Source organism: Aeromicrobium sp., assembly GCF_049587115.1.
GTDB lineage: Bacteria > Actinomycetota > Actinomycetes > Propionibacteriales > Nocardioidaceae > Aeromicrobium.
Map to the genome: position 1 here is coordinate 1 of NZ_JBAVDI010000063.1, position 21,258 is coordinate 21,258.

Here is a 21,258-nt window from a genome sequence, read left to right on the forward strand (position 1 = left end):
GCCCTGCGTCGCGGCCATGGCCTCGATGCACGTGCGGCCGACGTTGTTGTAGACGTCCTGCGCGGTCAGCGACCAGCCGGAGGTCTGGCTGTGCGTGCGCAGGCTCAGCGACTTGGGATTCTTCGGCTCGAAGTCCGACACGAGACGCGCCCACAGGGCACGGGCGGCGCGCATCTTGGCGATCTCCATGTAGAAGTTCATGCCGATCGCCCAGAAGAAGCTCAGTCGCGGCGCGAACGCGTCGATGTCCAGGCCGACGTCCAGACCGGCCCGGATGTACTCGACACCGTCCGCGAGCGTGTAGGCAAGCTCGAGGTCGTTCGTCGCCCCGGCCTCCTGGATGTGGTAGCCCGAGATCGAGATCGAGTTGAACCGCGGCATCTTCTGAGCGGTGTAGGCAAAGATGTCCGAGATGATCCGCATCGAGGGTGCCGGCGGGTAGATGTAGGTGTTGCGGACCATGAACTCCTTGAGGATGTCGTTCTGGATGGTCCCGGACAGCTTCTCCGGCGGCACGCCCTGCTCCTCGGCGGCGACGATGTAGAGCGCGAGCACCGGAAGAACCGCGCCGTTCATCGTCATGGACACGCTCATCTCGTCCAGCGGGATGCCCTCGAACAGCTTGCGGGTGTCGTAGATCGAGTCGATCGCGACACCGGCCATCCCGACGTCGCCGACGACGCGTGGGTTGTCCGAGTCGTAGCCCCGGTGGGTCGCCAGGTCGAAGGCGACCGACAGGCCCTTCTGCCCGGCGGCGAGGTTGCGGCGGTAGAAGGCGTTGGACTCCTCGGCCGTGGAGAAACCGGCGTACTGGCGAATCGTCCAGGGCTGCGTCGTGTACATCGCCGGGTACGGCCCGCGGAGATACGGCGCGAGGCCCGGATAGGTGTCGAGTGCGTCGACCCCCTCGAGGTCGGTGGCGGTGTAGAGCCCCTCGATGTCGATCCCCTCCGGCGCCGACCACGGCTCGGCACCGTCGGTCGCGCGGGCGTAGGTGTCGGCGTCCGGCTCGTACGGCTGCTCGGGATCCAGTGGCAGGTCGGCGAAGCTCGTGGGGATGCTCATGCGGTCAGCTTCTCTCGGGTCGCGCGGAGGAACTCCAGGGCGTCCAGCCCCGCGGTGGCAGCGGTGTCCGCGCCGATGTCGGCCCGGCCGGCCACGATGACGTGGGTCGCTCCTGCGTCCCGGAGCGCGGCCACCAGGCCGGCCCCCCATGCTTCGTAGACCTCGTCGTTGCCGACCAGGCAGACGACCGCGGGGGCGTCGGCCTCGCGGTAGGCCGCGACGGCGTCCTCGATGCCGTCGGTCGGCCCCGCGACGACAGTGTCGATGCCACCGGCCGCAAACAGGTTGGCCGCGAAGGTGCTGCGTGCGGTGTAGGCCGCGACCGGACCCATCGAGGCGAGAAACACCGGGGTCGTCGCCGGTTCGTCTCTCAGTGCCTCGAACTCCCCTCCGTAGCGGTGCACCTCCAAGGGAGCGCCGTACGGCCGGCGGGCGGGGGTCTCTTCGTACAGATTGGGAAACTCCGAGACGCCCGTGATGGGGCGCGCCCGCGTCGCGATCTGCAGCGCGCGGGCCGAGGACGTGTCGTCGATCGCATCGCGCAGGAAGTCCATTGCATCGACCAGACCACCCCGGCGCTCGATCTCGCCGAACAGCGCCCACGCCGCTCGGGCCATGTCGTCGGTCAGCTTCTCCACGGCGTGCGATCCACCGGCGGGATCCGCGACGACCGCGACGTGCGACTCGCTGATCAGCAGACTCGAGGTGTTGCGCGCGATCCGGCGGCTGAACGCCTCCGGAAGGCCCAGCGGCTCGTCGAACGGCAGCACCGTGACCGCCGCCGCTCCCCCGACGCCGGCCGCGAACGAGGCGACGGTCGTGCGGAGCAGATTCACGTACGGGTCGTACGCCGACATCATGGGCCTCGAGGTGACGGCATGCTGGAGCTGACCAGCGGCCGCCGTCGTGACTCCACTGAGCTCAGCGACGCGATTCCAGAGCCGACGCGCCGCACGGAGCTTGGCGATCGCGGGGAACTGTTCGTCCGTCACGGCGTAGCGGAAATCGATCAGGGCCGCCGCGTCGTCCACTGAGAAGCCGGCCGCGACGAGCGTGCGGAGGTAGGTCGCACCGGCGGCCAGCGAGTACGCAAGCTCTTGCACGTCGGACGCCCCCGCGTCATGGACCGCCGTCGCGTCGACCGTGATGGCTCGAACGCCCAGCGGCTGGGCGATCTCGGCGACCTCCACGGCCACCGCAAGATCCGTCGTCCCGCGCCGGCGCATCGTGGCGCCCAGGGGGTCGGCGCCGAGGGAGGTACCGGGCGCCGCCGTGACTGATCGGTCCTCGATGACAGCCGCCAGTGCGCGGGCGGCCTCGACCGGTTCGGTCGGAGCATCGAGGACGATCGCGGCGAGATCGATGAACACCGGTTCGAGGATCTTGGCGAGCGCGTCGATCGGGATCAGGCCGCTGCCGACCGAGAGCCACAACGAGTTGACTCCGTTCTCGAGGTCCGTCACGACGTCCTTCGCGGTGCGCTCGGGATCCGGGTCGGCGAACCAGGCGCGAACATCCCAGCCCTCCAGCTCACGGCTCGCCGTACTGCCGCGGGTGAACGGCGCCTGGCCCGGCAGCCCACCGTCGGGCAGGTTGCGGCTCAGGGCAGGAGTGCCGAGCGGCGTGACCGAGATTCCATCCAGTGTCGTGGTGGCAAGCCGTGCCCACACCTCGGCGTCGTCGGCATCGCCGTCCAGCTTGCGCGACTTGCGCAGGACCGCTGCTGCGGCCTGCTCCCACTGGTCCTGCGTGTGCTCGAGGCCTTGCGAGAGGGGGACCTCGATGGCGCCCACGGTGTCCGGGCTGCTCGAGGGTTCTGATGCCATAAGGGGCATCGTACGAACCCTGAGTGGTGTGGGCCACCCAATGTGACGAATGTGACCAGGGCGTTACGTGGAAGCGGGATCGAGCGCGACCAGGAAACCGGCCAGATCCAGGACCTGCACGTGCTCTGCGGGGGTCGCGGTGATCTCGCTGGCGGCCGTCCGACGGCGCCCGGTCAGCATGATGATTCGCGTGATCGTCCCGCTTGCACGCTCGCCCCCGTCATCGACCTCGACCCGGTCGACCGTCCCCTCCAGGTCCGGGGGCATGACCGGCAGCTCGTCGTCCTCGTCGGGTGCACGGACCCGCCACTGGACGACCTCGCCCACCGCCAAGCCGTCCTCGACCACAGCCTCCGACGACGGGTACACATATGTCCACACGCCCTCAACCGTACGGCTGGCGGCTCCTGAGAGACTGGGCACGTGAAGATTCCAGCAGAGCTGCTGCCCGGAGACGGGCGATTCGGGTCCGGACCGTCGAAGGTCCGCACCGAAGCGCTCGATGCCCTTGCCGCTACCCGCGACACGCTGATGGGGACGTCGCACCGGCAGGCGCCCGTGCGCACCCTGGTCGGCAGCGTGCGCGACGGCCTTGCCGAGCTGTTCGCCCTGCCCGATGGCCACGAGGTCGTGCTCGGGGTCGGCGGCTCGCACGCCTTCTTCGACGTCGCGACGTTCGGGCTCATTCGCGAGCGCAGCCAGCACCTCGTGCACGGCGAATTCACCCGCAAGTTCGCCACCGCGGTCGCAGCGGCACCCTTCCTGGCCGACCCGCAGGTGCTCCAGAGCGATCCGTCGACCCACCCCGCCGCGGAGGCCGAGCGTGGGATCGATGCCTACGCGTGGGCGCACAACGAGACGTCGACCGGTGTCATGGTTCCGGTCGAGCGGGTCGCCGGCGCCGACGACGGTGCGCTGATGCTCGTCGACGCGACGTCGGGTGCCGGGGGCCTTCCGGTCGACGTGGCGCAGACCGATGTCTACTACTTCGCACCGCAGAAGACCTTCGCGTCCGACGGCGGCCTGTGGGTCGCCTTGATGTCACCGGCAGCAATCGACCGGGCGAACGAGATCAAGGCCAGCGGACGACACATCCCCGGCTTCTTCGATCTGCCGGTCGCGATCGACAACTCGCGTCGCAATCAGACCTACAACACCCCGGCACTCGCGACGCTGTTCCTGCTGGACCACCAGATTCAATGGATGCTTGCGCAGGGCGGTCTGGACTGGGCTGTCGCCCGGACGACCGAGTCATCATCACGGCTGTACACCTGGGCAGAGGCAGCGACCTACGCAACGCCCTTCGTGACCGACCCAGCCGAGCGTTCGGCGGTCGTCGGCACGATCGACCTCGCCGGGGTCGACGCGACGGCCGTGGCGGGCGCGCTACGTGAAAACGGCATCGTCGATGTCAGTGGCTACCGCGGGCTGGGCCGCAACCAGCTGCGCATCGCGATGTTCCCCGCGATCGAACCCGACGACGTCACGCTGCTGACGCAGAGCATCGACTGGGTCGTCAGCAACCTCTGACCCGGAGTGGTAGAGGTCCGCCGCCGTCACGTTCCCGGTCGCCACACGATCCGCTCACAGCAGCGTCGAGCTCCGGTGCAGCTCGCGGTGCCCCTCGTAGATCCCTGCATTGGCCCGCAGCGTCGCGACATGCTCATCGTCCAGCTCGCGGCGAACCTTCCCCGGCACACCCGCCACCAGCGATCGAGGCGGCACGATCATGCCCTCCGGGACCAGCGCTCCGGCGGCGATCAGCGAGCCTGCGCCGACGACTGCGCCGTTCATGATGATTGCGCCCATCCCGACCAGAACCCCGTCCTCGATCGTCGCGCCGTGGATGATCGCGCCGTGTCCGACCGACACGTCCTCGCCCAGCACGACCGGCTTGCCCTTGTCGACATGGAACGCGCAGTTGTCCTGCACGTTCGAGCGGGCGCCGATCGTGATCGGCTCGTTGTCGGCGCGCAGCACCGCGCCGTACCAGACGCTGGCGCCTGCACCGATCACGACGGAACCGGCAAGGGTCGCGTTGGGGGCGACCCAGGCCGTGTCCGCCACCTGGGGGGTCTTGTCTCCGAGTGCGATGAGCATGAGCTCAACGTACCCATCGCGACTCAGCTGACCCAGCGGGTGATCGGGTCGATCGCGAAGTAGACCACGAACAGCACGCTGACGATCCACATCAGCGGGTGGATAGCTGCGGCCTTGCCCTTGACGACCTTGATCAGCACGAAAGCGATGAAGCCCGCACCGATGCCGGCGGTGATCGAGTACGTGAACGGCATCAGTGCGATCGTCAGGAACGCCGGGATCGCGATCTCGTCGTTGCGCCAATCGATGTCGGCGACCTGAGTCATCATCAGGAAGCCGACCAGGACCAGCGCAGGGACTGCGGCCTCGCTGGGGATGTGTTCGACGATCGGGGTGAAGATCGTCGCCAGCAGGAACAACACCCCGGTCACGACCGAGGCCAGACCCGTGCGCGCACCGTCGCCCACACCTGAGGCGGACTCGATGTACGACGTGTTGCTCGAGACGCCAGCCGCGCCGCCCGCGGCCGCGGCGATCGAGTCGACGATCAGGATCTTCTGCGCACCAACAGGGGTGCCCTCGGCGTCGTTGAGATCCGCCTCGGCGCCGATTGCGGTCATCGTGCCCATCGTGTCGAAGAAGTCCGCGAGCAGGAGGCTGAAAACCAGCAGGACGACCGTCACGAAGCCAACCCGCTCAAAGGAGCCGAACAGCGAGAATTCACCCAGCAGGCCGAAGTCGGGTGTCTTGGCGAGCGATGTCGGGATCGACGGCACGTTGAGGTTCCACCCCTTGGGGTTCACTCCGTCCGCAGTGAAGGTCGGTCCGGCGTCGACGATCTTCTCCACGATGATCGCGATGACCGTCGTCGCCGCGATGCCGATCAGGATCGCGCCGGGGACGCGGCGGGCGTGCAGGGCGATCATCAGCAGCAGCCCGACGCAGAACACGAGCACCGGCCAGCCGGCGAGCGATCCGCCGATGCCCAGACCGATCGGGGGGGCGCTGTTGCCGGTCGTGCGGACGAAGCCCGCGTCGACCAGACCGATCAGGGCGATGAACAGGCCGATTCCGACTGCGATCGCGGTCTTGAGCTCTCGCGGCACGGCATCGAACACCGCCTTGCGGAAGCCCGTCAGCACCAGCACCAGGATGATCAGCCCCTCGAGCACAACCAGGCCCATCGCGTCGGCCCAGGACATCTGCGATGCCACCGAGTACGCGACGAAGGCGTTGAGGCCCAGGCCGGCGGCCAGCGCGAGCGGGAAGTTCGCCACCACGCCCATGAGAATCGTCAGCACGCCGGCGACCAGTGCCGTGGCGGCCGCGACCTTGGCCAAGTCCGGCGCCGAGCCGCCGCCGAGGAAGTTGCCGTCTGCGTCTGCGACCGTGCCGATGATCAACGGGTTCAGGACGATGATGTACGCCATCGTCAGGAACGTCACGACACCGCCGCGCACCTCCTGGCCGATGGACGACCCTCGTTCGGTGATCTTGAAGTACTGCTCGATCGTGCTGGTCATGGCACTCCTGGTCGAGATGGGGTTGCAGTCGACACAGGAGCATGCCAGACGTCCCCGCCCGGCCTGATGGTCAGGTCCGCTTGGTCGCGGCGACCGAGACCACCACGAGCAGGACCATCACGCCGGCCGCCCAGAACCAGGTGGCCCCGGCGAATCCGTTGCCCGCCCGCGGAGTGCGCTGCTGCGGCGGCGCTTCGGTCGCCTCATCGGTGGGCAAGGGCGTGGACGCGGTGGCCACCGGGACCGTGAACGGGACCCGGATCAGCGCCGATCGCTCGCCCTCGCTGCCGATCAGAAAGCTGCGTCCCTGCTGCTCGATCGCGATCGACTCGCCCTGCGGCTGCGACGGCAGCTGCTCGGAGCTCACCGATCTCCAGGTGGCGATGTCCACGACATACGCCGCGGTGTACGACCTCAGCAGCGCGAACCGGCCATCGGCGGTCGTGGTTCCGTCTGTCACGAGCGACGGAGCTTCCTGGTTGACCACGGTCGCCCGATTGGCGCTCCGATCGCTCAGCGTGCGCGGCAGCGCGTAGACCGTGCCGTTGCCCAGCAGCGACTTGCTGACCAGCGACTTGGCCCCGGTGCTGGGATCGATCAGCAGAGCCTCGACATTGGCTGGACCGTTCTCGTAGGTGATCGGGTAGCGCCGCGCCGTGGTGCGGTGGGCCCCTGGTCCGGGTTCGGGGATGGCGTACAGCGCGGCATCGGTCCGCCGTTCCCGGTTGTCGCCGGTGTCGGCGATCCACAGCACACCGTCACCGTCGATACCGATCGCCTCGGTGTCCAGCAAGGTTCCCCCGGAGACGGTTGTGGTGCCGACGACAGAGCCCGTCGAGATCTGCACGGCATAGACCGTCGGGGAGTTGTTGGAGTCGTTGATCGTGTAAGCGAGGTCCTCGTGATCCGGGCTGATCGCAAGACCGCTGGCTTCCTGGATCCGCGGATCGTCGATGTGGCTGACCACGACCGGCTCGGCCGTAGCCCCTTCGGCGCGACCGACCAAGGAGCTGACCAGAACGACCACCAGGAGGGCGAGCAGCAGACCCGGGATCAGGAGGCGTCGGTAGCGCGGGTTCATGGGCCCTCAGCATGCCAGCACGCCTGAGCTCCGCGGTCTCCGGCGGGTAGGATGATCGCGTGAGCGACAGCGACGAGTGGGTCATTCGCCCGGATGACGGTCCCGAGACGATCGAGCGCAAGATCGGTCATCGAGAGATCGCCCGACTTGAGCGCGCTGCCCGGCGCCATGAGTTCGGTCGGCCCGAGCTGACCGAGCTCGAGATCGGCAGCAAGACGCACCGCGTCGCGGAGGTCGAGCCGATGGATGTCGACGGCGTCCGCACCATGACGGTCGGCACGATCGTCTGGGGTGTCGTCGCGGTCGGCCTGCTGCCCTTCCTCGGCAACCTCGACGAGAACGGCCGCACGTGGTGGCTGTGGACTGCCCTGGCGGGATTCGGACTCGGTCTCATCGGCATCGAGTACTGCCGCCGCCGACGTAACGCCTTGCGCATGCAACCGGGTCGGCGCCGCCGGGTCGACTGACCAGCTCCGCGCCTGACCGTCCACGGTCCACGCCGTTCAGTTCTCGTCGTCGACGCCAGCGTCGGGCAGGTGCAACGTCGTGCGCAGCGGAATCTCCTTCATCAGCAGAGCCGCCACGAGGCTGATCAGCGCCACGCCGGCGGCGACCAGGAAGATCGTGCCGGTGGCGTCGCCATAGGCGCTCCGAACCACCTCGACGACGGGCGCCGGAAGATTCTTCAGATCCAGCAGCGACACGCTTCCGTCGCTGGGAGACCGGCCGCCTTGGCCCGCCAGCTTGCTGGTGACGTCGTTCTTGACCTGCGCCGCGAGTATGGCCCCCAGGACCGAGACCCCCACCGCGCCGCCGAGGGAACGAAAGAACGCCACGACCGCGCTGGTGGCACCGACCTGCGAGACGTCGACCGTGTTCTGGACCGCCAGCACGTAGTTCTGCAGCAGCATTCCCATACCCAGGCCGACGAAGGCGATGAAGGTCATGGCGTGCCACTCCGGCGTGCGGTGATCGATCGTGCCGAGCAACGCCAGCCCCAGGGTCAGCAGCGCAGATCCCAGGATCAGCCAGCGCTTCCAGAGGCCGGTTCTGGAGATGCGGCGGCCTGCTGTGATGGTGCCGATCAGCGAGCCCAGCATCAGTGGAATGGTCAACAGGCCTGCCTCGGTCGGAGTACGACCACCGGCGATCTGGAAGTACTGACCGATGAAGACCGAGCTGCCGAACATTCCGACGCCGACCGCGATGCTGCCGATGATCGCCAGTGCCGTGGTCCGTTCTCGGACGACCCGCAAGGGCACCATCGGCTCGGGATGATGCAGCTCGACCATGACAGCCAGCCCCGCTGCGACCGCTGTCCCACCCAGGTACGCCGCGGTCTGCCACGACATCCAGCTGAAGGAGTTGCCGGCGAACGACACCCAGATCAAGGGCAGGCTCGCCGCGATCGCGATGAGGATTGCGCCCCAGTAGTCGATCTGCACCGAGCGGCGAACCGTGGCGATGCGGAGGTACTTCTGCAGGATCACCAGACTGACCAGCGCCAGCGGAACGCAGACGTAGAACGTCCATCGCCAGCCGAGCCCCGGCGTGTCGACGATGACACCGCCCAGCAGCGGACCACTGACTGTCGCAACCGCCATCGTGGCGCCCATGTAGCCGCTGTAGCGACCCCTCTCTCGCGGCGGAATGATCGACCCGATGATCGACTGCGCGTTCGCCGTGAGACCGCCCATGCCGAGACCCTGGATGACACGCATCGCGATGAGCTCAGGGACGTTCTGCGCCATGCCGGCGAAGATCGACCCGATCACGAACACGATGATCGAGGTCTGGACCAGCAGCTTCTTGTTGTACAGGTCGGAGAGCTTGCCCCAGACCGGTGTCGACACCGTCATCGCGAGCAGCGAGGCCGTGATGACCCAGGTGTACTGGGTCTGGGAGCCGTTGAGATCGCCGATGATCGTGGGCAACGCGTTGGACACGATGGTGGAGCTCAGGATCGCCGTGAACAGCGCCGCGAGGAGTCCGAACAGCACCTCGAGAATCTCGCGGTGGCTGAGCTGGACCGGCACCGTGACCGACGTCTCCGCGCCGCGACCGGGCTTTGCGTCAGTTAGTTGCATTATGCAACGATAGGATGGTGGAGGGAAGCGCGCAAACCGAACGCGCGACATGTGAGCGAACTCTCGCCCGGGTGATCAGTAGTGGTCGACCTCATCGACGCCCACCGTGTCGAAAACCGGGGGCGGGAGCTTCTGGTTGCCGGCAGCACGACTGAGCCGGGCGCCCGAGTGAGCGCCACATCCATGGTCAAACGACACGATCTTGCCGTCGTCGTTGGCCATTCCGTTGGCACACACTCCGAACCGCTCGGACAGCGGTCCGGCCAGGCTGATCATGAAGCCGCACGAATGGCACGCGCCAGCGGCCTGCTGCGCTATGGCTGCCTCGGGCCCTTGGTCGCCGTCGTGCCAGCGGTCGGCCGCACTCTCACGGCCCTCCAGCGACAGCACCCATTCGCGGCCGAGTCCGACCTCGCGGGCGAAGAAGCGATCCGCGGTCTGCTCGTCACCGTCGCCGGCCGACCACGACGGCACCAGCCGGACGTCGTCCTCATCGGGCGGCAGAACATCTCCGGGGCTGAGATCTCCGGGGCGAATGCGCTCGCGGTAGGGCGTCCAGGACGGTGCCGTGATGGCGTCGTCGCCAGGCAGGAGGATCACGTCGTTGACAGTGACCTGCTCGCTGTCGGGTGCACGAGAGACGCTGACCGCCCAGTACCAACCGATGTAGCCGCGCTTGAGGCAGACGAAGTGGTGCGAGACCAGGCGCTCGCCGTCGTCGACCGCGCGCAGGTGCTCACCGACCGTTCCGGCGACTGCGGACTCGTCAGCGGCCGCGCGCGCGACGTCGAGTGCTGCGGCGAGCGGCTGATCGATGGGCATTGCCCCATTGTCGCCCATGTCTGGACCAGCAGAGGTCTTGGGGTGAGGCAGGATGGTGCCGTGGAGGAGTACGGAGATCAGGACGGGGCCGACGCCGATACGACGCGCATCGATCCCACGAGCGACCAGTCGCGGCTCAGCCGGTCGGCGCAGGCTGCCACCCGGTTGTCGGGGGTCACTGCACGCATGGTCGCGAAGGGCGGCACCTCCGCGTTCACGGCGTCCCGCCGATTCACGCACTCCGGCGGGGCCGGCGAGAGCGGACTGGCTCGACTCCTCGAGCTGCACGCATTCAACACCGCCGCCGACGCTGCCTTCGCGGTGTCGCTGGCCGGCACCTTGTTCTTCACCGTGCCCACCGGCGAGGCGACCGGCCAGGTCGCGCTGTTCCTCGTCCTGACGATGCTGCCGTTCGCGGTCGTCGCTCCGCTGATCGGCCCGTTCCTGGACCGCTTCCGCCGGGGTCGCCGCTGGGCGATCGGCTCCACCCTCGCCATTCGTGCCTTCTGCTGCTGGGTGCTAGCGGGCGCGATCTCGTCCGACAGCCCTCCACCGTCGTTCTACTTCGCCGCACTCGGCTGCCTCGTGGCCTCCAAGGCCTACGGCGTGACCCGTGCGGCGGCCGTGCCTCGGCTGCTGCCTGCCGAGTTCACGCTCGTCAAGGCCAACTCACGCATCTCGCTGACCGGCACCGCAGCAGCCGCCATCTCCGCCCCACTGGCCATCGGCGCGGTGACCATCGGTGCGGAGTGGGCCGTGCGGTACGCCGCTGTGCTGTTCGTCGCCGGCACCGTGCTCGCGATCCTGCTCCCCGCGCAGGTCGACTCCAGCGAGGGCGAGGAGCAGGTCGACCTGACCCGAATCGCGACGGGAGCCGCCCGAAAGGGCATCAGCATCTCCCGCGACGTCGTGAACGGACTGCGCAGCAACTCAGGGCTGCGTCTGCTGTCCGGCTTCTTGACGATCTTCATGGCGTTCACGCTGCGCGAGCCCCCCGACTCGATGGGCTGGAACGGCAGCGCGACGATCCTGCTGGGACTCGTGATCGGTGGCGCCGGCGTCGGCAGCACCGTTGGCACGCTGCTGGCCTCGCTGACCCGATCCCGCCGACCCGGTCGCGTCGTCATCGCCGTCCTGATTCTCGACGTGGCGGTCGTGTCGACCGTTGCCGTGTTCTTCACCTGGTGGACTGCGGTCATCCTGGGCCTGACCGTGGGGCTCTGCCAGTCGCTCGGAAAGCTGAGCCTCGACGCTCTGATCCAGCGCGACGTCACCGAACGGGTCCGGACGAGCATGTTCGCTCGCTCCGAGACGCTGCTGCAGCTGTCGTGGGTCCTCGGCGGGCTGCTCGGCATCGGGCTGTTCATCGTCGATGCCACGCCCCGCATCGGCCTGCTCGTGACCGCGGTGATCCTGGTGGCCTGGTTGTCGTTCGTGCTCAGCCGGGCGCGACCGGACAGTGCTGGCTCACGCTCGCCTGCGGATCCCCGCCAGGCTCGGGTCGTCGGTCACGACACCGCCCCGCGCAACGATCATTGAGCCCCTTGCCGCTGTCCGCCCGTGATGGGACCGGACCGTGGCTCAGAGCTCGAGCTCGGTCGCGACGGCCCGGAGCACCTGAGCCGCTGATTTGCCCTTCTTGCCCTCAGGGTGCCGGCCGTGCCGGTAGCCCTCGCCGATCGTGTCGAGCAGCCGAATCAAATCCTCCACGATGACCGCCATCGTCTCGGGATCCTTGCGCCGGGCGTGTGACTGAGAGCGTGACACCGAGGCGACGGGCTCGAGCAGTCGTACCTGAAGGGCCTGGTCGCCGCGGCTGCCCTGCACGATGCCGAATTCGACCCGAGTTCCGGCCTTGAGCGTGGAGACGCCGGCCGGCAGCGCGTCGGAGCGCACATGGACGTCGGGACCGTCCTCCTGGGTCAGGAAACCGAAACCCTTGTCAGCGTCGTACCACTTCACTTTGCCCGTGGGCATGGCGTCATCCTCTGGTCGTCGTTGGCTGCTGCGGTGCCCAGCCTAGTCGGCCGGTGGCGGCGTGGGCGCACGGTCCTCGAACGTGACCTCGACTGATTGGAAGCCCTTGTGGCGTTGTGACTTGGCGTAGGCAGAATAGGCCCGCTGATCGGCCTCAGTGAGAACCACGTTGTCGGTGAACGGCGTCAGCAGTGCGCGCGGGTAGAGGTGCCGACGGAGCACGACGTTGACCTCCAGACCCAACACCGTCATGATCGCCGCAATGTAGATGAAAGCGAGGAGACCGAGCACCAGCGCAAAGGTCTGGTTGACCTGGTTGGCCTTGCCGATGACCTCACGGACGTACGTGTTGCCGACGTACTGCAGCCCCTGCCACAGGACCGCGGTCACTGCCGCCCCCGGGAACACCGACCGCCAACCGGCACGTTCCGCGCTGATGAGCCGGAACATGGAGGTGAAGATCGTGACCGTCAGGAGGAAGCCCGCGAACCGCGACAGGACCCCGATCGACGGTTGCATGTCGCCTCCGAGGGCGTCAGGATTCGCCAGCAACGCGGTGACGACCGCCAGGACCAGGATGCCCAGGCCCCCGATCGACAGGAAGATCAAGCTTCGAAAGCGCAGGAGGAAGGGGTTGGCGCGACTGTTGCGCGGTATCGACCAGGCGATGTTCGCCGCATTCTGAGCGGCCTGACCCAGGCCCATCGCGCCGTAGGTCGCTGCGAGCGCGCCGACGACGATCGCCGACGTCGAGCCCTGCAGCCCCTCGGCCTTGCCGAGCTCAGAACCGATGATCGGGAACTGGCTGAGTGCCGAGTTGAGCAGGCGGTCCCGCAGGTCCGGATCGCTCTGGAGCAGGAATCCGAGGATCGAGGTGCTCAGCAGCAGGAGCGGGAAGATTGCGATGAACGCGTAGTAGGTCACGATCGCCGACAGGTAGGCACCCTGATCGTCGAAATACTTGTAGAGCACCGCGATGGGAAAGCCAGCCACCGGGTGCTCGCGTTGGAATGCGTCGAGTCTGCCCACTGGCCGGGACGACGACGAGGCGCTCACGTCCGGAATCTAGTCGAACTCGGGAAGCTCGCGCTTCATGACCTTGCCCGTGGGGTTACGGGGAAGCTCCTCGAGGAACTTGATCTTGCGGGGCACTGCGAAGCGCGGAACGTGCTCCTTGGCGTAGGCCACGAGGTCCGCCTCGGTCATCGACGCATCTCCCTTGACCACTACGTACGCCGCAAGGGCCTGGCCGAAGGTCTCGTCGGCGATGCCGGTCACGACGACGTCCGAGATGTCGGGGTGATCGATCAAGGAGTCCTCGAGCTCACGCGGGAAGACGTTCTCCCCGCCCACGACGACCATGTCGTCATCGCGACCGGAGACGAACAGGCGCCCATTCCGATCGAAGAAGCCAAGGTCACCCGTGCTCATCAGTCCGTCCGCGAACGACTTGGTGTTGCCGTCGGTGTAGCCACCGAACGGCATGTCGTTGCCGACGTGGATGACTCCGGTCTCTCCCTGCGGCAGCTCGGTGCCGTCGGCGTCCAGGATCTTGACGTACGTGCGGAATGGCGGCGTCCCGGCCGTGCCCGGAGCCTCGCGCAGGTCCTGCGGACTGGCGATCGTGACCCATCCGGTCTCGGTCGCCCCGTAGAAGTTGTAGACCGAGTCGGTGAACAAGTCCATGAAGTGGTTGGCCAGATCGCCGGCGAGAGCGGATCCGCTGCTGGCGGTGATGTCGAGCGAGGAGACGTCCGTCCTCTCGACCAGTGCCGGATCGGCGTCGACGAGTCGCTGCATCATCAGCGGCACGACGACCAGCACCTTCGCCCGGTGCTCGGCGATGTCGTGCAGGACCTGGTCGGCCGAGAACTTGCGGCGCAGGACGTAGGTCGGGACGGTCGACAGGCCGAAGCCGAAGTTGATCAATCCCCAGGAGTGGAACAGCGGAGCGGCGAGGATCACGGTGGAGTTGCCGCGGTAGGGAATCGCGCCGAAGAATGCGATCAGCGGCTTGAGATCGGCCGGCTCCTCGCGCCTGGCGCCCTTGGGAAGGCCCGTCGTGCCCGAAGTGAAGATGATGATCTGCCCGTTGCGGGAGGGCTTGGCGTGATCGTCGGTCGGCTGCCCGGCCGTCAGGGTGCCGATGCTCGGGTAGGTGGACGGAGCGTCGTCGTCGGCCCAGCACAGGACGATCTCGTCATCGTCGACATCGGCGCCGACGTCGAGGAACTCCTGATCGAGGATCACGAGCTTGGCGCCCTCGCGCCGCGACAGGTCACCCAGCTGCGAACGACTCGCCATGGTGTTGAGCAGCAGGACTCGACCGCCGGCCTGCATGATCGCCACCATCGCGATGATCATGTAGCGGTGGTTTCGCGACAGGAGTGCGATCGAGTCGCCCGGCTCGATTCCGCGGTCCTTGAGGGCCTGGGTGAACTGGTTGATCTGATCGGCGAGCTCTCGCCAGGTGATCTGCCCCGCGTCGTCGATGACTGCCAGCTGCTGGGGGAATCGCGCGGCAGCGGCGTTCACGCCCGACGGGAATCCCGGGCCCCACTTCGCCAGCTGTCTCCCCGCTCCCAGCAGTCTGTGCGGAAGCACCGGCTTGAGCAGACCGATCTGTCGAAAGACTTTCAGCGTGTAGCCCAGATCACCCATACAGTCCCCACATCCACTGGTTGCCCGGCGCCGGTACGGCGGGTCAAACGTGGGCAGTCTAACAACGAGATCGACAGGTCCGCGGGGCGATCAGCACTCGGGTCGTCCGATCACGACGCCGCGGCGCGTGAGTGCGGATCGCCGGTCACGGCGCGATCACGTGCGAGTGCGACAAGGGTGACGACCAGGATGCTCGGCTGGCTCATGGGAGGTCGTCGAGAGTCCACGCGACGTCCTCACGGACGATCCGCGCCGGCGAGCCAGCGGCCACGGCGTTCGGCGGCACCTTCTGACCGCGCACCATGCTGCGCATGCCGACCACCGCGCCGTCACCAATCTCGGCATGACCTGTCACGACTGCGTCCCGGCACAGCCAGACGTGTCGGCCCAGCCGGATGTGTGCACCGTACGGGTTGATCCGCTCGCCGGTGCGGCGGTCCTGGAGGCGATGCATGTCATCGGTCGCGATGTAGACGTCAGCGGCCCACAGCTGATCGGCTTGAGCGACGATGGTGCCCCCGTTGCGGGCGTCGACGATCGCGGAGCGAGTCGCGACGACCGGGCCGTGCAGCACGATGCTGGAGCCGCCGCCGCAGTAGAGCTCGCCAGCGGTCAAGGCACAGCGGCGATCCAGGAAGATCGTGGCGCCATCGCCGCCCACGAGCAGCGACGACAGCCAGTCCATTGGTGAGCCGACTGCGATCAGGACGTCCCGGACCGGGTACGTGATGAGCGCCGCCAGCACGTGATCCGGCAGGCTGGCACCGGCACCGAGGTAGAGCGCATTGCCGTGGTCGTGCCACCAGTCCGGCAGCGGCTCGAGCACGCGCCGCCAGCTCAGGGCGTCGAGTGCGGTCGCCTCGACACCTGCGGCTCGCAGGCGGTCCCGGTGCCGGACGTGCATGCCATCTTCGAGGGTGCCGTCCACCGCCGCATCATCACATGCCACGCCAGCACCCCGGCGCTCAGGCGTCGCGTCGCAGGAACAGGGCATAGGCCCCCGACAGCAGCGCTCCCACGAACACCAGCATCACCAGGCCACCGCCCACGGCGCCGAATGGCACGACGCCGAAGAACTGCAGCAGGTCGCCAATCGATGCGCGGGTGTACATCTGGCCGCCCGCGTCATAAGGCAGGTATTTCAGGATCTGCACCAACCCGCCTGTGCCCCGCGGATCATCTGATCCCGCCTTGATCGCGAGCACGACCGCGCGGATGATCTGCTCGACGAGCGACGGGATCAGCATCAGCAGAGCCACGGCGGCCGTCTGGTTGCGGGTCAGCGCGGCGTACGCCAGTCCGGACAAGGTGAACAGCGTCGTGAACGCGACCGTGCCCGCGGCCAGTCGGGCGACCTCGCCGACCCCGGGCAGGTCCAGTCCGAACACGGCAATCGACGCGAGCCCCATCGCGATGCAGCCCAGCGCTGCGACGGCGGCGGCGACCGCGGTCGAGATGATCTTGGCGATGAAGACGTGGCTGCGGTTCGGCACCGCGGTCAACGTCGCGCGGATCATGCCGTGCCGATACTCGTGACCCGTCGAGAAGACGCCCAGCAGCCCAAGGATGTATGCGATGAACAAGGGGGCAAGCCCCGTCGAGGCGCCGATCGTCGCCACGATGTCGAAGGCGTCGTCAGCGGCTGGCGGGTTCGTCGCGAGGGACATCCGCCAGGCGATCAGCATGCTCATGACGAGCTGGAAGGTCAGCGCCACGCCGACCAACCAGTAGGTCGAGCGGATCGTCCGCAGTCGAACATACTCATAGCGGAGGGCGTCGATCATGCGGGTCCGCCGTCCTCGGCCTGGGTCCCGCGGAATTCCTCGGCCACTCCCGTCGCGGCCAGGAAAGCCTCTTCCAGCGTCGCCCGCACCGCTGCCAGCCGATGTATGCGCGCTCCCACCTGATGTGCCGCGTCTCCGACCTGCTCGGACGTCGCACCGCGGACGACGAGAAATCCACCGGCCCGATCGACCGTCGCGCCGAGAGCGGACAGCGCCGGCAGGAGCAGTCCGACGTCCGGCGTGCTCACCTCGACCGTCGAGAGACCGCTGCCGGTGACGAAGTCCTCGACCGGCCCGTTGGCCAGCATCCGACCTCGTCCGATCACGACGAGCTCGTCGGCGAGGACCGCCATCTCCTGCAGCAGATGGCTCGACACCAGCACTGAGCGTCCCTCCGCGGCCAGGCGTTGGAGCAGGACGCGCAGCCAGGTGATTCCCTGCGGGTCGAGCCCGTTGCTCGGCTCGTCGAGGATCAGCGTGTGCGGGTCGCCCAGCAGCGCCGCGGCGATGCCCAGGCGCTGCCCCATGCCAAGGCTGAACTTGCCCGGCCTGCCCTCCCGGACACTGCTCAGGCCGACCATCTCCAGCACGGCGTCGACTCGCCGGTCCGAGATCCGGTTTGACGCGGCCAGCATCCGCAGGTGATTGCGCGCGTGCCGGGTCGGGTGGAACGGCTTGGCCTCCAGCAGCGAGCCGACGTGTCGCATGGGCCGATCAAGCTCGGTGAAGATCTTGCCGTCGAAGGTCGTGACGCCCTCACCGCGATCCAGGCCCAGCATGAGCCGCATCGTCGTGGACTTGCCAGAGCCGTTGGGACCGAGAAAACCCGTCACGCTACCGGGGTGGACCTCGAACGACAGATCGTGGACCGCGCGGGTTGAGCCGAACGACTTGCCCAGCCCGTGAGCCTCGATCAGCGCCATGGGCTCACCTTGTCAGAGCAGGTATTGACTCCGGCAATCGGAGGGAGGATTGTTCAACTCGCCGCCCATCTTCCTTCGGAGTTCTCATGCGTAAATTTCTCGTGGTCGCTGCTGCACTCATCACGTCGATGCTCGTTCTCACCCCCGTGCCGGCCCAGGCCAACCATTCGTGGGGTGGCTACCACTGGGCCCGCACCAGCAATCCGTTCACGCTGAAGCTCGGGGACAACGTCGACTCCAAGTGGGACAGCTACCTCGCCACCACGTCCTCGGACTGGAGCCAGTCAAGCGTCCTGGACACCACGATCGTGGCAGGACGCACGCGAGCCCGCACCTGCAAGGCAACCAGCGGCCGGGTCGAGGTGTGCAACACCAGCTACGGCAGCAACGGCTGGCTCGGCATCGCATCGATCTCGATCACCGGGGGCACCCACATCACCCAGGGCACCGTCAAGCTCAACGACACATATTTCAACACCGCCGCTTACAACACGCCCGCGTGGCGAAACCTGGTCAGCTGCCAAGAGGTCGGGCACATCTTCGGCCTCGCCCACCAGGACGAGGTGTTCGACAACCCCAACCTCAACACGTGCATGGACTACACCAACGACCCCGCCTCCAACCAGCATCCCAACACGCACGACTACGAGCAGCTCGTCACGATCTACAGCCATCTCGACGCCACGACGACAATCGGCGCAAGCGTCGTCAGCCCGTCGCGAGCCGAGGTCGGAAACGACCCCAGCTCGTGGGGCCGTCTGGTGAGTGGCTCACGGTCCGCGGGGCAGTCGACGTACGTCCGCGACTTCGGTCGCGGCAACCTCGTCGTCACCCACGTGACCTGGGCCTGAACACAAGCCTGCAGGGCGCCAGGCCCCCACGGCATACCGTGCAGGTATGACTGAATCGTTCAGACCGATCGAGGACGGGGTCGCCACCGACCTGCGCGGCGAAATGACGTATGCGAGCTATCTGCACCTGCCGACGCTGCTCTCCGCCCAGCAACCTGTCACCGACCATCACGACGAGATGCTGTTCATCATCCAGCACCAGGTCACCGAGCTGTGGCTCAAGCAGCTGACCCATGAGCTGCGTTCGGCAATCGCCCTGCTGGCGGCCGACGACCTGCCACCGGCGCTCAAGCGGCTGGCCCGGGTCAAGGTGATCCAGCGGCAGATGTTCGAGCAGTGGGGCGTGCTCGAAACCCTGACGCCGATCGAGTACGCCCAGTTCCGCGACTCGCTCGGCCGAGCCTCGGGCTTCCAGTCCCCGCAGTATCGGACCGTGGAGTTCCTGCTCGGCAACAAGAATCCCGAGATGATCTCGGTCTTTGCTCACGACGAGGGTCTGCGGTCCGCCCTCCAGGCCGACCTGGAGGCACCCAGCCTGTACGACGAGTTCCTTCGCCACCTGGCGCGCCGCGGTCACGACGTTCCGGCATCGGTGCTGGAGCGCGACGTGACGCAGCCCTACGTCGCCGATCCCGGAGTCACCGAGGTGCTGCGTCGCATCTACGCCGATCCCGACACCTACTGGGACGCCTACGAGATGTCGGAGGAACTCGTCGACGTGGAGGGCAGCTTCCAGCTGTGGCGGTTCCGACACCTCAAGACCGTCGAGCGGATCATCGGCTTCAAGCGCGGCACCGGCGGCTCGTCCGGTTCCAGCTTCCTGCGCAAGGCCCTCGAGCTGACCTTCTTCCCGGAGCTCCTGGACGTACGCACCCACATCGGCGCTCCTTGACGTCGCGTCCCCGCGCGCCGTTCCCAGCCAATGACGAAGGCCCCCGTCCGCTTGCGCGGTGGGGGCCTTCGCTGGGTCTGCTGAGGAGTTGCCTCGTCAACGCGGAGTGACTAGAAGCCCATGCCGCCCATGTCACCCATGTCCGGGGCGCCTCCGCCGGCCTGAGCAGGCTCAGGCTTGTCGGCGACGACGGCCTCGGTGGTGAGGAACAGTGCCGCGATCGAGGCTGCGTTCTGCAGCGCCGAGCGCGTGACCTTGGCCGGATCGATGATGCCCGCGGCGATCAGGTCGACGTACTCGCCGGTGGCCGCGTTGAGTCCGTGGCCCTCCGGGAGGTTGGCGACCTTCTCGGCGACAACTCCACCTTCGAGACCGGCATTGATCGCGATCTGCTTGAGCGGGGCCGACGCAGCGACACGCACGATGTTCGCGCCCGTCGCCTCGTCGCCGATGAGCTCGAGCTTCTCGAAGGCCGCAGCTGCGGCCTGCACGAGAGCCACGCCGCCACCGGCGACGATGCCCTCTTCGACGGCTGCCTTCGCGTTACGAACGGCATCCTCGATGCGGTGCTTGCGCTCCTTGAGCTCGACCTCGGTCGCTGCTCCGACCTTGATGACGGCGACGCCACCGGCGAGCTTGGCCAGACGCTCCTGGAGCTTCTCACGGTCGTAGTCGGAGTCGCTGTTCTCGATCTCGGCCTTGATCTGGTTGACGCGGCCCTGGATCTGCTCGTCCGAACCACCGCCTTCGACGATCGTGGTCTCGTCCTTGGTCGTGACGACCTTGCGAGCCGTTCCGAGCAGCGTCAGGTCGGCGGTCTCGAGGCTGAGACCGACTTCCTCGCTGATGACCTCGCCACCGGTGAGGATCGCGATGTCGGCCAGCATGGCCTTGCGGCGGTCGCCGAAGCCAGGAGCCTTGATCGCAACGGACTTGAAGGTGCCGCGCATCTTGTTGACGACCAGCGTGGCCAGGGCCTCGCCGTCGACGTCCTCCGCGATGATGACCAGCGGCTTGCCGGCGGCCATGACCTTCTCGAGGACGGGGACCATGTCCTTGACCGAGCTGATCTTGGAGTTGACGATGAGGATGTAGGGATCCTCCAGCACCGTCTCCTGGCGCTCGGCGTCGGTCACGAAGTAGCCCGACAGGTGACCCTTGTCGAAGCGCATGCCCTCGGTGAGCTCGAGATCGAGGCCGAAGGTGTTGGACTCCTCGACCGTGATGACGCCTTCCTTGCCGACCTTGTCCATGGCCTCGGCGATGATCTCGCCGACCGTGGTGTCAGCGGCAGAGATCGAGGCGGTCGAAGCGATCTGCTCCTTGGTCTCGACGTCCTTGGCCATGCCGAGCAGCTGCGCGCTGATGGCCTCGACGGCGGCCTCGATGCCCTTCTTCAAGCCCATCGGGTTGGCGCCGGCCGCGACGTTGCGCAGACCTTCGCGGACGAGGGCCTGGGCGAGCACCGTGGCGGTCGTGGTGCCGTCTCCGGCGACGTCGTCGGTCTTCTTGGCGACCTCCTTGACGAGCTCGGCGCCGATCTTCTCGTAGGGGTCCTCGAGCTCGATCTCCTTGGCGATGGAGACGCCGTCGTTGGTGATCGTGGGGGCGCCCCACTTCTTCTCCAGGACGACGTTGCGGCCCTTCGGGCCGAGGGTGACCTTGACGGCGTCTGCGAGCTGGTTCATCCCGCGCTCGAGACCGCGACGGGCCTCCTCGTCGAAGG

At 67.4% G+C, this 21,258-nt stretch carries 19 protein-coding genes and 1 pseudogene; 5 read left to right on the plus strand and 15 right to left on the minus strand.

Annotated features, from left to right (window positions below; all coding sequences use genetic code 11):
- The 3 genes and pseudogenes from WB461_RS06275 to WB461_RS06285 form a co-directional block, all read right to left on the minus strand.
- Positions 1–975, minus strand: a pseudogene (locus WB461_RS06275) (methylmalonyl-CoA mutase family protein); the annotation flags it as partial.
- Positions 976–1,061: 86 nt separating this feature from the next.
- Positions 1,062–2,891: a methylmalonyl-CoA mutase subunit beta gene (locus WB461_RS06280; RefSeq protein ID WP_423851868.1), complete on the minus strand. Its 1,830-nt coding sequence runs from the start codon at positions 2,889–2,891 to the stop codon at positions 1,062–1,064.
- A 63-nt stretch (positions 2,892–2,954) separates the two neighbouring features.
- Positions 2,955–3,272 carry a hypothetical protein gene (locus WB461_RS06285; protein WP_423851869.1) on the minus strand — a complete coding sequence of 106 codons (318 nt, stop codon included), beginning with the start codon at positions 3,270–3,272 and terminating at the stop codon, positions 2,955–2,957.
- 42 nt (positions 3,273–3,314) lie between these two features.
- On the opposite strand from WB461_RS06285, the gene serC reads away from it, so the two are divergent.
- Complete coding sequence (serC, locus tag WB461_RS06290) at positions 3,315–4,421, plus strand: phosphoserine transaminase (RefSeq protein ID WP_423851870.1); 1,107 nt, start codon at positions 3,315–3,317, stop codon at positions 4,419–4,421.
- 54 nt (positions 4,422–4,475) lie between these two features.
- Here the strand turns inward: serC and WB461_RS06295 are convergent, their stop codons facing one another.
- The 3 genes from WB461_RS06295 to WB461_RS06305 all read right to left on the minus strand — a co-directional run bounded on the left by WB461_RS06295 (position 4,476) and on the right by WB461_RS06305 (position 7,535).
- Entirely contained in the window at positions 4,476–4,991 is a 516-nt protein-coding gene (locus WB461_RS06295; RefSeq protein ID WP_423851871.1) for a gamma carbonic anhydrase family protein, read from the minus strand.
- Positions 4,992–5,014: 23 nt separating this feature from the next.
- A complete protein-coding gene (locus WB461_RS06300; RefSeq protein ID WP_423851872.1) occupies positions 5,015–6,454 on the minus strand; it encodes an NCS2 family permease in 1,440 nt (479 codons plus the stop codon).
- Positions 6,455–6,524: 70 nt separating this feature from the next.
- Entirely contained in the window at positions 6,525–7,535 is a 1,011-nt protein-coding gene (locus WB461_RS06305; protein WP_423851873.1) for a hypothetical protein, read from the minus strand.
- A gap of 59 nt (positions 7,536–7,594) precedes the next feature.
- On the opposite strand from WB461_RS06305, the gene WB461_RS06310 reads away from it, so the two are divergent.
- Positions 7,595–8,002, plus strand: a complete 408-nt coding sequence (locus tag WB461_RS06310) for a DUF2530 domain-containing protein (RefSeq protein WP_423851874.1) — start codon at positions 7,595–7,597, stop codon at positions 8,000–8,002.
- A gap of 36 nt (positions 8,003–8,038) precedes the next feature.
- Here WB461_RS06310 and WB461_RS06315 read toward each other — a convergent pair whose 3' ends face one another.
- On the minus strand, positions 8,039–9,622 hold the full coding sequence (locus WB461_RS06315) for an MDR family MFS transporter (RefSeq protein WP_423851875.1): 1,584 nt from the start codon (positions 9,620–9,622) through the stop codon (positions 8,039–8,041).
- A gap of 75 nt (positions 9,623–9,697) precedes the next feature.
- Positions 9,698–10,444 carry a DUF3027 domain-containing protein gene (locus WB461_RS06320; protein WP_423851876.1) on the minus strand — a complete coding sequence of 249 codons (747 nt, stop codon included), beginning with the start codon at positions 10,442–10,444 and terminating at the stop codon, positions 9,698–9,700.
- Between the two features lie 60 nt (positions 10,445–10,504).
- Here WB461_RS06320 and WB461_RS06325 point away from each other — a divergent pair, with 60 nt between their 5' ends.
- Positions 10,505–11,983, plus strand: a complete 1,479-nt coding sequence (locus WB461_RS06325; protein ID WP_423851877.1) for an MFS transporter — start codon at positions 10,505–10,507, stop codon at positions 11,981–11,983.
- 42 nt (positions 11,984–12,025) lie between these two features.
- Here WB461_RS06325 and WB461_RS06330 read toward each other — a convergent pair whose 3' ends face one another.
- From WB461_RS06330 to WB461_RS06355, 6 genes are all read right to left on the minus strand, one after another.
- Positions 12,026–12,421, minus strand: coding sequence for a cold-shock protein (locus tag WB461_RS06330; RefSeq protein WP_423851878.1), 396 nt, complete (start codon positions 12,419–12,421; stop codon positions 12,026–12,028).
- 42 nt (positions 12,422–12,463) lie between these two features.
- Positions 12,464–13,477 (minus strand): YihY/virulence factor BrkB family protein, encoded by a 1,014-nt coding sequence (locus tag WB461_RS06335; RefSeq protein ID WP_423851879.1) that lies wholly within the window; start codon positions 13,475–13,477, stop codon positions 12,464–12,466.
- Positions 13,478–13,486: 9 nt separating this feature from the next.
- The gene (locus tag WB461_RS06340; protein WP_423851880.1) at positions 13,487–15,082 is read right to left on the minus strand and encodes an AMP-binding protein; all 1,596 of its coding nucleotides are present in this window, start codon (positions 15,080–15,082) and stop codon (positions 13,487–13,489) included.
- Positions 15,083–15,284: 202 nt separating this feature from the next.
- Positions 15,285–16,010, minus strand: coding sequence for an acyltransferase (locus WB461_RS06345; RefSeq protein ID WP_423851881.1), 726 nt, complete (start codon positions 16,008–16,010; stop codon positions 15,285–15,287).
- Between the two features lie 37 nt (positions 16,011–16,047).
- Positions 16,048–16,866, minus strand: coding sequence for a hypothetical protein (locus WB461_RS06350; RefSeq protein ID WP_423851882.1), 819 nt, complete (start codon positions 16,864–16,866; stop codon positions 16,048–16,050).
- Positions 16,863–17,789, minus strand: coding sequence for an ATP-binding cassette domain-containing protein (locus WB461_RS06355; protein WP_423851883.1), 927 nt, complete (start codon positions 17,787–17,789; stop codon positions 16,863–16,865). Before WB461_RS06355 ends, WB461_RS06350 begins: the two co-directional genes overlap by 4 nt.
- Before the next feature lie 86 nt (positions 17,790–17,875).
- Here WB461_RS06355 and WB461_RS06360 point away from each other — a divergent pair, with 86 nt between their 5' ends.
- Positions 17,876–18,640: a hypothetical protein gene (locus tag WB461_RS06360; protein ID WP_423851884.1), complete on the plus strand. Its 765-nt coding sequence runs from the start codon at positions 17,876–17,878 to the stop codon at positions 18,638–18,640.
- A gap of 46 nt (positions 18,641–18,686) precedes the next feature.
- Positions 18,687–19,532, plus strand: a complete 846-nt coding sequence (locus WB461_RS06365) for a tryptophan 2,3-dioxygenase (RefSeq protein ID WP_423851885.1) — start codon at positions 18,687–18,689, stop codon at positions 19,530–19,532.
- Between the two features lie 110 nt (positions 19,533–19,642).
- On the opposite strand, the gene groL is transcribed toward WB461_RS06365, so the two are convergent.
- A partial coding sequence (gene groL, locus WB461_RS06370) for a chaperonin GroEL (RefSeq protein WP_423851886.1) occupies positions 19,643–21,258 on the minus strand: 1,616 nt, incomplete at its 5' end.